General features: G+C 61.9%; 11 protein-coding genes. 9 read left to right on the top strand and 2 right to left on the bottom strand.

Translation table 11 applies throughout. From position 1 onward, the window contains the following. Positions 1-96: 96 nt before the first annotated feature. Entirely contained in the window at positions 97-2,520 is a 2,424-nt protein-coding gene (gene lon, locus HX790_RS05365; RefSeq protein WP_256349242.1) for an endopeptidase La, read from the bottom strand. Between the two features lie 222 nt (positions 2,521-2,742). Beyond that, positions 2,743-3,732, bottom strand: a complete 990-nt coding sequence (locus HX790_RS05360; RefSeq protein WP_017136306.1) for a GntR family transcriptional regulator — start codon at positions 3,730-3,732, stop codon at positions 2,743-2,745. 335 nt (positions 3,733-4,067) lie between these two features. Here HX790_RS05360 and HX790_RS05355 point away from each other — a divergent pair, with 335 nt between their 5' ends. From HX790_RS05355 to HX790_RS05315, 9 genes are all read left to right on the top strand, one after another. After that, positions 4,068-5,399, top strand: a complete 1,332-nt coding sequence (locus tag HX790_RS05355) for an amidase (protein WP_138453977.1) — start codon at positions 4,068-4,070, stop codon at positions 5,397-5,399. Between the two features lie 11 nt (positions 5,400-5,410). Further along, positions 5,411-6,289: a polysaccharide deacetylase gene (locus HX790_RS05350; protein WP_003234086.1), complete on the top strand. Its 879-nt coding sequence runs from the start codon at positions 5,411-5,413 to the stop codon at positions 6,287-6,289. Between the two features lie 78 nt (positions 6,290-6,367). Further along, complete coding sequence (locus HX790_RS05345) at positions 6,368-7,708, top strand: MFS transporter (protein ID WP_065912690.1); 1,341 nt, start codon at positions 6,368-6,370, stop codon at positions 7,706-7,708. 10 nt (positions 7,709-7,718) lie between these two features. Next, positions 7,719-8,480, top strand: a complete 762-nt coding sequence (locus HX790_RS05340) for an SDR family NAD(P)-dependent oxidoreductase (protein ID WP_176991327.1) — start codon at positions 7,719-7,721, stop codon at positions 8,478-8,480. Between the two features lie 135 nt (positions 8,481-8,615). Then, positions 8,616-9,365, top strand: coding sequence for an SDR family NAD(P)-dependent oxidoreductase (locus HX790_RS05335; protein WP_176991326.1), 750 nt, complete (start codon positions 8,616-8,618; stop codon positions 9,363-9,365). Positions 9,366-9,378: 13 nt separating this feature from the next. Then, the gene (locus tag HX790_RS05330) at positions 9,379-9,675 is read left to right on the top strand and encodes a hypothetical protein (protein WP_017136312.1); all 297 of its coding nucleotides are present in this window, start codon (positions 9,379-9,381) and stop codon (positions 9,673-9,675) included. Then, complete coding sequence (locus HX790_RS05325; RefSeq protein WP_176991325.1) at positions 9,672-10,646, top strand: GTP-binding protein; 975 nt, start codon at positions 9,672-9,674, stop codon at positions 10,644-10,646. Before HX790_RS05330 ends, HX790_RS05325 begins: the two co-directional genes overlap by 4 nt. Then, positions 10,643-11,818, top strand: coding sequence for a PotD/PotF family extracellular solute-binding protein (locus HX790_RS05320; protein WP_099548491.1), 1,176 nt, complete (start codon positions 10,643-10,645; stop codon positions 11,816-11,818). Before HX790_RS05325 ends, HX790_RS05320 begins: the two co-directional genes overlap by 4 nt. A 249-nt stretch (positions 11,819-12,067) precedes the next feature. Continuing rightward, complete coding sequence (locus HX790_RS05315) at positions 12,068-14,404, top strand: bifunctional diguanylate cyclase/phosphodiesterase (protein WP_176991324.1); 2,337 nt, start codon at positions 12,068-12,070, stop codon at positions 14,402-14,404. The last annotated feature ends 104 nt before the right edge of the window (positions 14,405-14,508 follow it).

Here is a 14,508-nt window from a genome sequence, read left to right as displayed (position 1 = left end):
CTTGCTCCCGCTGGCCGCGAAGCGGCCCCGGCTTTGTTGGGACTGCTGCGCAGTCCAGCGGGAGCAAGCTCCCTCGCCACAGGGTTGGAGTGAAATTTAGAAGAGCACCTTCGCCACATCCGCAAAGCGCTTGGCAAAGTGTACCGTCATGCCTTCCTTCAGGTACTCCGGCAACTCCTCAAAGCTCCCGCGATTCGGCTCCGGCAAGATCAGCTCGTGAATCTTCTGGCGGCGCGCCGCAATCACCTTCTCGCGCACGCCGCCAATCGGCAGCACATGCCCGGTCAACGTCAGCTCGCCGGTCATGGCCACGCCTTTTTTCGGCGGCTGGTTGCGCGCCAGCGACAGCAGCGCACTGGCCATGGTGACACCCGCGCTCGGGCCGTCTTTTGGTGTGGCGCCTTCCGGCACGTGCAGGTGTACGAAGGCTTCATCGAAGAACTTCGGATCGCCGCCAAACGACTTCAGGTTCGAGCTGATGTAGCTGTAGGCGATCTCGGCGGACTCTTTCATCACTTCACCCAACTGCCCGGTGAGTTTGAAGCCGCGATTGAGCGTGTGGATGCGCGTCGCCTCAATCGGCAAGGTCGCGCCGCCCATGCTGGTCCAGGCCAGGCCAGTGATCACACCAGTGCCCGACAGCACTTGCTCGTTGCGGAACACCGGCATGCCCAATGAGCTTTCCAGGTCCTTGTTGCCGATCTTGATCACCGAGTCTGGCTCATCCAGCAACTTGACCACGGCCTTGCGCACCAGTTTGCCCAGCTGTTTCTCCAACTGGCGCACCCCGGCTTCCCGCGCATAACCGTCGATCAACGCACGCAGGGCGCCGTCGCTGATGCTCAGGCTGGTTTTCGCCACGCCGGCTTTTTCCAGCTGCTTGGGCCACAGGTGACGCTTGGCGATGGCGACTTTTTCTTCGGTGATATAGCCCGACAGGCGAATCACTTCCATACGGTCCAGCAACGGGCCGGGGATCGAGTCCAGGGTGTTGGCGGTACACACGAACAGCACTTTGGACAGGTCCAGGCGCAGGTCCAGGTAGTGATCGAGGAATTCGACGTTCTGCTCAGGGTCGAGGGTTTCCAGCAGCGCAGACGCCGGGTCGCCCTGGAAGCTCTGGCCCATCTTGTCGATCTCGTCGAGCATGATCACCGGGTTCATCACTTCCACATCTTTAAGCGCCTGCACCAGCTTGCCCGGCAGGGCGCCGATGTAGGTGCGGCGATGGCCCTTGATCTCGGCCTCGTCGCGCATGCCGCCAACGCTGAACCGATAGAACGGCCGGCCCAGGGATTCGGCGATGGATTTACCCACACTGGTCTTGCCCACGCCCGGCGGGCCGACCAGCAGCACGATGGAACCGGCGACTTCGCCTTTGTAAGCACCGACCGCGAGGAATTCGAGGATGCGACTTTTGATGTCGTCCAGGCCCGCATGGTGCTTATCCAGCACTTTGCGCGCGTGTTTCAGGTCGAGCTTGTCCTCGCCATATACGCCCCACGGCACGGAAGTGGCCCAGTCCAGGTAGTTGCGTGTGACCGCGTATTCCGGCGAACCGGTTTCCAGGATCGACAGCTTGTTCATCTCTTCGCCGATGCGTTTTTGCGCCTGGGCCGGCAGCACTTTGCCCACCAGGCGTTGCTCGAACTGTTCGACGTCGGCGCTGCGGTCATCCTTGGTCAAGCCCAGCTCTTGCTGGATGACCTTGAGTTGTTCCTTGAGGAAGAACTCGCGCTGATGCTCACCGATCTTGCGGTTTACCTCGGCGGAGATTTCCTTCTGCAGGCGCGCGACTTCAACTTCCTTGCGCAGCATCGGCAATACTTTTTCCATGCGCTTGAGCATGGGGACGCAGTCCAGCACTTCCTGCAACTCGTTACCGGTTGCCGAGGTCAACGCGGCGGCGAAGTCGGTGAGCGGCGACGGGTCGTTGGGGCTGAAGCGGTTGAGGTAGTTCTTCAACTCTTCGCTGTACAGCGGGTTGAGTGGCAGCAGTTCCTTGATCGCATTGATCAGCGCCATGCCGTAGGCCTTGACCTCGTCGGTCGGCTGGGTGGGCTGGTGCGGGTATTCGACTTCCACCAGGTATGGCGGGCGATGGTGCTTGAGCCAGGTCTTGATGCGCACGCGGGTCAGGCCCTGGGCGACGAACTGCAGCTTGCCGTTCTCGCGGCTGGCGTGGTGCACCTTCACCAGCGTGCCGTACAGCGGCAGGCTGGAGGTGTCGAAGTGGCGCGGGTCTTCGGGTGGTGTGTCCATGAAAAACAGCGCAAGCGAGTGGTGGTCGGATTTGCTCACCAGCTCCAGGGTTTCGGCCCACGGATCTTCGTTGACGATGACCGGCAATACCTGCGCCGGGAAGAACGGCCGGTTGTGGATCGGGATGATATAGACCTTGTCCGGCAGGTTTTGCCCAGGCAGGGCCAGGCCGGTGTTGGACGAGGTTTCGTGCTCAGCGTTTTCGGGATCGGCGTAATCGTTCAGGTCGATGTCCGGGAAATCTTGCTGGTCGCTCATGGGGCACCTGCATAAGGAAGTATGCAGGTTAGATGGGGCGGGGTAGCGGTGGTTTCAATGGTGGGCGTGAGATAGCAACATATTGCATGAAATTTCTAAAACGACGCTGAGTCCATGTGGGAGCTGGCTTGCCTGCGATAGCGGTGTGCCAGTTGATACATCGGGTGACTGATACACCGCCATCGCAGGCAAGCCAGCTCCTACATGTCAGACCGAGTGGCGTCAGCTGATTTTGTGCAGGTAAGCCGGCAGCGGCTGCTCCGGTAACACCGACAGCACCTTCAGGCGCTGCAACATCCGCTGCCGCGCCCGCTGCAAATGCTCGCGCAAATTCAGCGCCGCCGCATCAAATGCCCCATGCAGCAACAACTCCAGAATCAAGCGATGTTCGGCGAGCATGGCGGGATCTGCGCCGATTCCCAGTAAACGGTAAAAAATACGACTGATGATCATCGGGCTCTGGCCTTGGCGGATCAGCGCGGCGATCTTGCGGTTTTGCAGGCCGGCCAGGCAGCGTTGGTGCAAGTCCTCTTCGATCTGTTCGATGGTTTCCAGGCTGCAGTGTGGGCTTTGCTGGGCATCCAGCACGCGCTGCAACATCGCTTCGAGCATCTCGCGGTCCAGGTTTGGCGCACTCTGGCGCAGCGCTTCGGGTTCCAGGCAGGCGCGTAGTTCGTAGTCTTCGGTGACTTCCCGCGCGGTCAACGGCCCGGCCAGCCACTGGGAGTAGGGTTCTTTTTCCACCAGGCCACGGTCGCGCAGGCGCATCAGCGCTTCACGCACCACCGCGCGGCTGACGCTGTAGTGGTCAGCGGCGGCTTGCTCGTCCAGGCGGTAGTGGCCAAAAGCGATACATGTGGACAGCGCCGCGCCGATTTCCTCGACGATCCGCTCACCCAGCGGCCGCGTATCCACCAACTCAGCTTCGCCATCAAGGCCCAGGTGCGCATGGCTCAGGGGCAAGCGCAGCGGCTCCATGACCAGGCCTTTGGGGTTGATCAAGTAACCTCGGCCATTGAAACGGCAGATCAAGCCCTCGTCATGCAGCAGGTCCAAAGCCTTGCGGACTGGAACGCGGCTGGTGCCGAACAGCTCGGCCAGCGGCGCTTCCAGCAACACCAGCCCGTGGCGCGCAGTGCCGTTAACGATCGCATCACGCAACAGTTGGTGAATCATCGCGTAACGGGAGGCCGAGGCGGACACTGCTTTCATCGTGTTCTCTTGGGCGTGTAGGAAATTGGTCGGGGATTCTCTCATAGATGCACCTGTCACTCTGCGCTACAGCGGTGGCACTTTTTTGGGGCCGCCAAGAGAGAAACGTTACTTTTTGCACCAAAATGTATTTATTAATAAAAGATACATTATTTCAATTCGGGCCAGGCCATGCACGTGCGCCGATATTTTTTGCAGCCTGCAAAACCATCTATCCCGCTGGTGTTGACGTTATGGCTTAGGAACACCACAACACGTCCAAAGAGACTGGCACGAAATCTGCCTTTGTAAAACGTACATTTTATTAATATGTACGTTTTGTGAGGGTCATCTTGATGTCAGACGCCACCTCAATGGCCCAAGCGTTCGCCAGCGGTCGCAACGACCCGGTGCAGGCACTGGAGCAGGCACTCGTCCACGCGAGCATGGCGCCCAGTGTCTTTATCTCCCTGACCGCCGAGCGCGCACGCCGTGAGGCCGAGGCTGCCGCCGCGCGCTGGCGTGCCGGGCAGCCTTTGAGCGCATTCGATGGCGTGCCACTGGCCTGGAAAGATCTGTTCGACGTGGCCGGCAGCATCACCACCGCAGGCGCCGCCTATCGCCGCAAGGCTGCGCCGGCCTTGGTCGATGCGCCCAGTGTCGGGCTGTTGTGCCGCGCCGGAATGGTCAGCCTGGGCAAGACCAATCTCAGTGAACTGGCGTATTCCGGCCTGGGCCTGAACCCGCATTTCGGCACGCCCCATAACCCCAATGGCAGCGATCAACCGCGCATTCCCGGCGGCTCGTCGTCGGGCTCGGCGGTCGCTGTGGCGGCGGGGATCGTGCCCATCGCCATGGGCACCGACACCGCCGGCTCGATCCGCATCCCCGCAGCGCTCAATGGTGTGGTGGGCTACCGCAGCAGCTGTCGGCGCTACAGCCGTGACGGTGTATTCCCGCTGGCGCACACCCTCGACAGCCTCGGCCCGCTGACCCGCAGCGTGCGCGATGCGCTGGCCATCGACGACCTGCTCAACGGCCGCACGCAACAGCACGTCGCCCGCAGCCTCAAGGGCCAGCACTTCGTCCTTGAGCAGGGCACGTTGGAAGACATCGAACCCGCCGTACGCAATAACCTGCTGCGCGCGGTGGACCAGCTCAAGGCTGCCGGTGCGCTGATCGAGGTGCGCGCGTCAGCCACCTTCCAGGCCACCCTCAACCTGATCAAGCAGGACGGCTGGCTCGGCTCATTCGAAGCCTTCGCCCTGCACGAAAACTTGTTGGACAGTCGCGATGCCGAGCAACTCGACCCGCGTGTACGTCGCCGCCTGGAGGCCGCGCGTGAATTGCCTGCCAGCCAATTACTGCACCTGATCGACGCGCGTCGCCGCTTGCAACTCCAACTGGTCGATGAACTCGACGGTGCCGTTCTCATTACCCCGACCGTCGCCCATGTCGCCCCGGCCCTTGCACCGCTGCAAGCCGATGACGAGCTGTTCGTCAAAACCAACCTCGCCACCCTGCGCCTGACCATGCCCGGCAGTTTGCTCGACATGCCTGGCGTCAGCCTGCCCAGCGGCCGTGATGCCCTGGGTTTACCCACCGGCCTGCTGCTCAGCGCCCCAAGCGGCGAAGACGCACGTCTGCTCAGGGCCGCACTGTCGGTCGAAACCACCCTGAATTTTTAAGGAGACATACCATGGCTAAAGACATTCTCTGTGCATTTGGCGTCGACGTAGACGCCGTCGCCGGCTGGCTCGGCTCCTACGGCGGTGAAGACTCGCCGGACGACATCTCCCGCGGCTTGTTCGCAGGTGAAATTGGCGCGCCGCGCCTGCTCAAACTGTTCGAACGCTACGGCCTGCGCACCACCTGGTTTATTCCCGGTCACTCAATGGAAACCTTCCCCGAGCAGATGAAAGCGGTGGCCGACGCCGGCCACGAAATCGGCGTGCACGGCTACAGCCACGAAAACCCGATCGCGATGACCGCCGAGCAGGAAGAAATCGTCCTCGATAAGTCGATCGAGTTGATTACCCAAGTTACCGGCAAGCGCCCGACCGGTTATGTCGCGCCCTGGTGGGAGTTCAGCAAGGTCACTAACGAGTTGCTGCTGAAAAAAGGCATCAAGTACGACCACAGCCTGATGCACAACGACTTCCATCCGTACTACGTGCGCAAGGGCGACAGCTGGACCAAGATCGATTACAGCCAGCACCCGGATACCTGGATGAAACCTTTGGTGCGCGGCGAAGAAACCGACCTGGTGGAAATCCCGGCCAACTGGTACCTCGACGACTTGCCGCCGATGATGTTCATCAAAAAAGCCCCCAACAGCCACGGCTTCGTCAACCCGCGCCACCTGGAAGAGATGTGGCGCGACCAGTTCGACTGGGTTTACCGCGAACACGAACACGCGGTGTTCACCATGACCATCCACCCCGACGTGTCCGGCCGCCCGCAAGTGCTGTTGATGCTCGAGCGCCTGATCGAACACATCCAGAGCCATGCCGGCGTGCGCTTTGTCACTTTTGACGAAATTGCCGACGACTTTATCCGCCGCCAGCCGCGTACCTGATCTGAGTCATCCGTTACCTGTGGTTCAGGTTCCACCTTGGCTAGTCGGCATTTGCCCCAACCCTGCGAGGCGCGATTTATGTCCATCTACAACAAGCTTGACCTGACTGGCTGGAAACCCCGGCAACTGACGTCGCAAGAGGTGCGCTTTGCCACCTGGATCGCGTTTTTCGCCTGGGTGTTTGCGGTGTATGACTTCATCCTCTTCGGCACCTTGCTGCCGGAGATCGGCCGGCATTTTGGCTGGGGTGAAGTGGAGCAAGCTGAAATCGCAACATGGGTGGCGGTGGGCACAGCGGTGGTCGCCTTTGCGATTGGCCCGGTAGTGGACAAGTTGGGCCGGCGCAAAGGCATTATTTTTACCGTGGCAGGTTCCGCGCTGTGCTCGGCACTTACCGCGATTGGCGGTGCGTGGGGCAAGTCGCCGCTGATTCTGATTCGTTCGCTGGGCGGCCTGGGCTATGCCGAGGAAACCGTCAACGCCACGTACCTGAGCGAGCTGTATGGCGCCTCGGAAGACCCACGACTGACCAAGCGCCGCGGGTTTATCTACAGCCTGGTGCAGGGCGGCTGGCCGGTGGGCGCGTTGATCGCTGCCGGGTTGACCGCGCTGTTGCTGCCGATTATCGGCTGGCAGGGGTGTTTCATCTTTGCAGCGATCCCGGCCGTCGTGATCGCGATCATGGCGCGCAAGCTCAAGGAGAGCCCGCAGTTCCAGATCCATCAGCGCATCAGCGAACTGCGTAAAAGCGGCGCGGTAAAAGAAGCGCAAAACGTCGCTGTGACTTACGGCGTCGACTACGACGAACACAGCAAGGCTGGCCTTAAAGCTGCCTTCCGTGGTCCGGCACGGCGCGCCACGCTGGTGATCGGCGCCGCGTTGTTGCTCAACTGGGCAGCGATCCAGGTGTTCAGCGTGCTCGGCACCTCGGTGATCGTCAGCGTGCACCATATTTCGTTCGAGAACTCGCTGATCATCCTCGTGCTGTCGAACCTGGTGGGTTACTGCGGCTACCTGACCCACGGCTGGATGGGCGACAAGATCGGCCGCCGCAACGTGATCGGCCTGGGCTGGATGCTCGGTGGCCTGGCATTTGCCGGGATGCTGTTTGGCCCAAGCAACATGCCGATGGTGGTCGGGCTTTACAGCCTGGGCCTGTTCTTCCTGATCGGGCCTTACTCGGCGGCGTTGTTCTTTATCAGCGAGAGTTTCCCCACCAGCATCCGCGCCACCGGCGGCGCGATCATCCATGCCATGGGGCCGATTGGTGCAGTGGTCGCAGGGTTTGGCGCCACCCAGGTGTTGTCCGCCGGCAGTGACTGGCAGACCGCCGCGCTGTGGTTCGGCGCGCTGCCGTGCTTCTTGTCCGGTGCGCTGATGTTTGCCGCACGCCATGTGCGTCCGGAAACCGTTCAGTAAGGAGTGTTAGATGAGCCGTAAAGTTGCCTTGATTACCGGTGCCGCCAGCGGCATCGGCCAAGCCCTCGCCGTGGCGTATGCGCGCAGCGGCGTGGCGGTGGTCGGCGGGTATTTCCCGGCCGATCCCCATGACCCGCATACCACCGTGGCCCTGGTGAAAGAAGCCGGCGGCGAATGCCTGATGTTGCCGCTGGACGTGGGCAATAGCGCCTCGGTAAACGCCCTGGCCGAGGCCGCCGTGCAGCACTTCGGCCGCCTCGATTATGCCGTGGCCAACGCCGGTTTGCTGCGCCGCGCGCCGTTGCTGGAGATGACCGATGAGCTGTGGGACGAGATGCTCAATATCGACCTCACGGGGGTGATGCGCACCTTCCGCGCTGCAAGCCGGCACATGAAAGAGGGCGGCGCGCTGGTGGCGATTTCATCGATTGCCGGCGGTGTGTATGGCTGGCAGGAACACAGCCATTACGCGGCGGCAAAAGCCGGCGTGCCGGGGTTGTGCCGTTCGCTGGCGGTGGAGTTGGCGGCGTTGGGGATTCGTTGCAATGCGGTGATTCCGGGGTTGATCGAGACGCCGCAGTCGTTGGATGCGAAGAATTCTTTGGGGCCGGAAGGCTTGGCCAAGGCCGCCCGGGCAATTCCGTTGGGCCGGGTAGGGCGGGCGGATGAGGTGGCGTCGCTGGTGCAGTTTTTGACCAGTGAGGCGTCGAGCTATTTGACTGGCCAAAGCATCGTCATCGACGGTGGTTTAACCGTGCGCTGGCCCGACTGAATGCATCCAATCCAAATGTGGGAGCGGGCTTGCTCGCGAATGCGCCGTGTCAGTCAATGCATGTGTTACTGACCCACCGTATTCGCGAGCAAGCCCGCTCCCACATTGGAACTGTGTTTGTCCAAGGAGACTTGTATGTCCCAACTCGTTAACCGTCGTGCCGTGATCACCGGTGCCGGCAGCGGCATCGGTGCCGCCATCGCCCGTGCCTACGCCGCTGAAGGCGCACGCCTGCTGCTGGCCGACCGCAACGCCGTCAGCCTCGCCGAAACCGCGATCACCTGCCGCAACCTCGGCGCCGAGGTGGTCGAGTGCCTGGCCGATGTCGGCAGCGTTGAAGGCGCCCAGGCCAGTGTCGACCGCTGCGTCGAGCACTTCGGCGGCATCGATATTCTGGTCAACAATGCCGGCATGCTCACCCAGGCACGCTGCGTCGACCTTTCCATCGAGATGTGGAACGACATGCTGCGCGTCGACCTCACCAGTGTATTTGTCGCCAGTCAGCGCGCCTTGCCGCACATGCTGGCGCAGCGTTGGGGCCGCATCATCAATGTGGCCTCGCAACTGGGTATCAAGGGCGGCGCCGAGTTGACCCACTACGCCGCGGCCAAGGCTGGGGTGATCGGCTTCACCAAATCCCTGGCGCTGGAAGTGGCCAAGGACAACGTGCTGGTCAATGCCATTGCGCCCGGCCCGATCGAGACGCCGTTGGTGGGCGGCATCAGCGAAGACTGGAAGCGCGCCAAAGCCGCCGAGTTGCCCCTGGGCCGCTTTGGCCAGGCCGATGAAGTGGCGCCGACCGCCGTACTGCTCGCCAGCGAGCCGGGAGGCAACCTGTTTGTCGGCCAGACACTCGGCCCGAATTCCGGCGATGTCATGCCATGAGTGGGGTGTAAGCATGTGCGGACTCTGCGGCTTGCTCGGCGAAGACTTGCACTGGAGCGACCCCTTGGGCGATGAGCTGCCCAGGCGCCGTGAGCGTCTGCGCCGCATTGCGGCGATCAATCAAGTGCTGGCGGTGTTCCGACTCAAGGTCGAAGACTTCCAGGGCGCGTCCTACCTGTTGTTGGGCGCGACCGGCAAACAGGCATTGGCCAGTGGCCTGGATCAACTGTGGCAGGCGGCGGAGACCATGCTCGGGCGCCCGCTGGACCCGCTGGACCCGCGTTTGCTCGATCATCTGGAGTCGTCATGAGCATCGCCCTTAATGTCATCACCGGCTTTCTCGGCAGCGGCAAAACCACCTTGCTCAAGCGTTTGCTGCAAGGCGAAAGCCTCGGTGATACCGCCCTCTTGATCAATGAATTCGGTGATATCGGCATCGACCATCTGTTGGTGGAAGAGGTCGCGCCAGACACCGTGTTGCTGCCCAGCGGCTGCGTGTGCTGCTCGATTCGCGGCGAGTTGAAAGACGCGCTGCTTGGCCTGTTGCAACGCCGTGAGCGTGGTGAGATCCCGGCGTTCAAGCGCGTGATCCTGGAAACCACCGGCCTGGCCGACCCGGCGCCGATCTTCGCCACCCTGTATAACGATGTGCAACTGCGTGGGCGTTTTCACATTGGCCTGGTGATCACCTTGGTGGATGCCAGCCACGCCCAATTGCAAGAGCGCCTGCACCCGGAATGGCTGGCCCAGGTGGCGGCGGCGGATCGTTTGCTGCTGAGCAAAACCGACCTGGCCGGCGATTGCACCGCGCTACGGGCGCACTTGCGGGCATTGAATGCCGGCACGCCAATCCTCGATACCCATGCGGTTCACAGCGGCGACCAACTGTTGCTCGGTGAGGGGGTGCGCAGCGCCGAGCCCGCGGTTGAAGTCAGCCGCTGGCAACTGCACCGCACCACCACGGCGAGCCACGGCGCTGCCCAAGTCTGCTGCCTGACCTTTGAGCAGCCGCTGGATTGGGTGGGCTTCGGGGTGTGGTTGTCGATGCTGTTAAGATGCCACGGCGAACGAATCCTTCGCGTCAAAGGACTGCTTAACGTGAACGCAAGCTCGGCCCCCATCGTTATCCATGGCGTGCAGCATTGCCTGCATGCTCCGGTGCATTTGCCTGCATGGCCAGGCACCGACCGCCAGTCACGCCTGGTGTTTATCCTGCGCGGTCTCGACCCGGCGTTGTTGCAGCGCTCCTTTGATGTGTTCTCACGGCGGTTCGCGGCATGATCACATTGCGTGTCCTCGGTACTTCCGTGACCTTGCTGGAATGCCTGCGCGTGCGCGCCGAGCAAGAGCTGGGCATTCGCCTGGTGTACCAGGTACACGATGTGGAGCAGGCCCAGCGCATTGCGGTGATGCAACCCGAGAGTTACGACCTGTACGACCAGTGGTTTCACAACGTCGACTTCGTATGGCCGGCGCGGGCGATCCAGCCCATCGACACACGGCGTATTGCGTTGTGGCATGAGATCAATGACCTGCCCAAGCGCGGCCGGCTGTCGGCCAGCGACCGCCTGGGCAGCGGCAGCGTGCCCAGTGAGCGCCTGTTCGTGCAGCACGACGGCAGCCTCGGCAGCACGGTGACCGAGCGCATCAGCATGCTGCCGCTGACCCACAACGCCGATAGTTTTGCCTACCGCCCCGAGCGTTTGCCCGATGGCTTCAGCCACGGCAATGAAAGCTGGGGCTGGCTGCTCGACCCGGCCTGGCGCGCGCGTACCGCGTTGCAAAGTGACGCGGCGATTGGCGCGCTGGATGCCGCGCTGGCCGTGCAAGGCGCGGGGCTGGCGCAGTTCAAGGACATCGGCAACATGAGCATCGAAGAGATCGATGTGCTGGCCGACATCCTGGTGCGCAAGCAGAAGGAAGGGCACTTCGCCGCGTTCTGGTCCGATGATGAAGAAGCCGCGCAGTTGATGCTCAGCCCAAGCATCGATATCCAGAGCCTGTGGTCGCCGACCTTGATGCGCCTGCACCGTGCGGGGGTGAAGTACCGGTTGGCGGTGCCGCGTGAAGGCTATCGCGCCTGGTTTGGCGGCTTGTCGTTGTCACGCCATGCCCAAGGCCCGGTGTTGGATGCGGCGTATGCCTATCTCAATTGGTGGTTGTCCGGCTGGCCGGGCGCGGTGATGGCGCGCCAGGGTTACTACATCGGCAACCCGGCGCGCACCCGCGACCATTTGAGCAGCGCCGAGTGGGATTACTGGTACGCGGGCCTTCCTGCCCGAGAGGAGTTGCCGGGCAGCGATGGGTTGCCGTTGATCGACATCGGTGACGTGCGCGATGGCGGTTCCTACGAGCAACGCATGGGGCATATCGCGGTGTGGAACTCGGTGATGGATGAGCACAACTACTTGGTGCGCCGTTGGGGGGACTTTATGCGCGCGCGCAGCGTTTAAGCCGGATATTTCCCACGCTCCGCGCGGGAGTGCCTTCCCGGACGCTACGCACGCCTTTACCGCCAATAAAATGACATTCAAGTCCCCGCTCCAATTGGGTGTACTTATCCCAAGTCCCAGCTAATCTGCTAAAACCAAATATTCAGTTTAAATGGATGTTTTTTTGACGCCAGATCAGCTTCGTCAGGGATGCGTATGACCAAGGAACCCAGTGGCACAGAGAGGCGAACGCGGCCGCAGGGTTCGGCCATGCAGTGGCGCCACACGTTCCAGACCCGTATCGCCGGGGTGCTGGCGCTGTTGTTGCTGGTGGTGGTGGCGGCCACTTACTTTGCAGTCAAGGCTGCTACCACTCGTGCCGTGGAGAACCAGGCCCAGGTTCAGCTCAGTACCGGCATCCAGGTCTTTGAGCGCCTGTTGGACCTGCGCGGGCGTCGCCTGCAATACGGCCTGGACTGGCTGACGGCGGACGGCCCTTTCAAACACGCAGTGATCGACGCCAAGGCTGATTCGATCCTGACTGCGCTGCGCCGGCATGGCACCGGTATCCACTCCACCGAGGTGTTTGTCCTCGACCTGGATGGCAAGGTGATGATCAGCACCTTGCCGGTGTTGGTACAGGGCGCGGTGTTTCCTTATGAGCAGGCCTTGCGCCATGCGCGGCGCAGTGGCCAGCAAATGTTCATCGTCGCCATGGACGGGCAGCCGTATTTGCTGGTGCAGGATGAAGTACTCGACCCGGAGCCCATTGCCCGCGTGGTCATGGGTTTCCCCATGGACAAGTTGTTCGCCAATGAATTGCGCTCCATGAGCAACCTTGAAGTGTCGTTCCTTGGTGAGCAGGACGGCCTTGTCGGCCAGTTGTTCAGCACCCAGCCTGAAGCCTATCAAGACACCGTCATCAGCCTGATGCGCGAAAGCCCTCCCAACCCTGAGGCGCAGATCAATGTGTTTCACGGGCAACGTGCACTGAGCCAGGTGCTGCCGCTGGCCAACACCGGCGATGGCGATCAAGTACGCGTGTTGCTGCAAAGCCCGCTGGACCATGCGCTGGAATCCTTTGCGCCGCTGGACCGGCAGTTCCTCGGGATTGCCCTGGCGGTGCTGCTGGTGTCATTGGCGGCGGCGTTGTTGCTGGCGCGCCGTGTGTCGCGCCCGCTCACTGCCTTGGTGGAGGCCGCTGAACGCATTGGCGCCGGTGACTACCGCACGCCAGTGCGGGTGCGCAGTCATGACGAATTCGGCTTGCTGGCCCGCGCCTTCAACGCCATGCAAAGCGGCATCGCTGTGCGCGAGCGGCAACTGGCGCATAACGCCTTGCATGATCCGCTCACCGGCTTACCCAACCGCGCCTTGGCCATGGAGCGCCTGGGCAGTGCGATCAGTGCGCGGCGGCCAGTTGTGTTGCTGTACGTGGGGATCGAAAACTACCGGGTGATCAACGAAGGGTTTGGCCCTCAGGGCGTCGAAGAAATGCTGCGTGAAGCCAGCCGGTGTTTGTCCATGAGCCTGTTGGCCAGCGACACCGCGGCGCGCATCGCCGGCAGTGAGTTTCTGCTGTTGCTGGAAAACACCGAGATCGACCGCGCCGTGGCCCGCGCCGATCGCCTTTACGGGCTGCTTACCGAACCCCAGCGTATCGGCAATGACGAAGTGCGCCATGAAGTCAGCATCGGCATCGCCGCGTACCCCACCGACGGTCAACAGGTCGAAGAGTTGATCAGCCGCGCGGCCATTGCCCGGCATGATGCGGCGAGCCTGCCGGGGCATTTGCAGATCTACCAGCAAGACCGCGACCTTGCACACCAGCGCCAGATCACCCTGATCCGCGACCTGCGCCGGGCGGTGGTCGAGGGCGAATTGTTCCTGTGTTACCAGCCCAAGCTCGACCTCAGGCACGGCCATGTGCGTCAGGCAGAAGCCTTGCTGCGCTGGCAGCATCCGACCCTTGGGCAGGTGTCGCCCACCGAATTCATTCCATTGGCCGAGCGCACCGGCAGCATGGGCAGCCTGACCTTGTGGGCAATCGAGGAAGCCATCCGCCAAATGGCCGAGTGGGCGCAAGGGGGGTTGCACCTGCAACTCTCGGTCAATATCTCGGTGGATGATTTGGCTGATGATGACTTGGCCATACGCGTCACCGCCTTGTTGATGCAGTACAAGGTCTCGGCCGACCAACTGATTTTCGAGATCACCGAAAGCGCGATCATGCATAACCCGCAACAGGCCCTCAGTGTGCTGGAGCAACTGCGTGGCTGCGGCATCAGCCTGTCGGTGGATGACTTCGGCACAGGCTATTCATCGCTGGCGCAATTGCAGCGTTTGCCGGTGCAGGAATTGAAGATCGACCAGTCGTTTATCCGCAACCTCGACAGCGCCAGTGGCGACGGTGTGATCGTGCGTTCGACCATTGAAATGAGCCACAACCTGGGGCTCAAGGTGGTGGCAGAGGGCGTGGAGTTTGAGCCCAGTCTGAAGTTGCTCAGGCAGTGGAAGTGCGACACGGCGCAGGGGTACTTGATCAGTCGGCCGTTGAATGCCATGGCATTTGAAATGTGGATGCGGCGCGAGCGGATGGTGTTGTAAATCGTGATCTCCAGGCATTCCTGTGGGAGCTGGCTTGCCTGCGATGGCGGTTGGGCAGACGACCTGAGTGTTGAAGCCGTGCTCGGTCAAAATGGTTTCCAGCA

The organism is Pseudomonas sp. IPO3747, assembly GCF_013385245.1.
Classification (GTDB): domain Bacteria; phylum Pseudomonadota; class Gammaproteobacteria; order Pseudomonadales; family Pseudomonadaceae; genus Aquipseudomonas; species Aquipseudomonas edaphica.
Note: the sequence above shows the minus strand (reverse complement) of the source record. Positions and strands in the feature narration are given on the sequence as shown.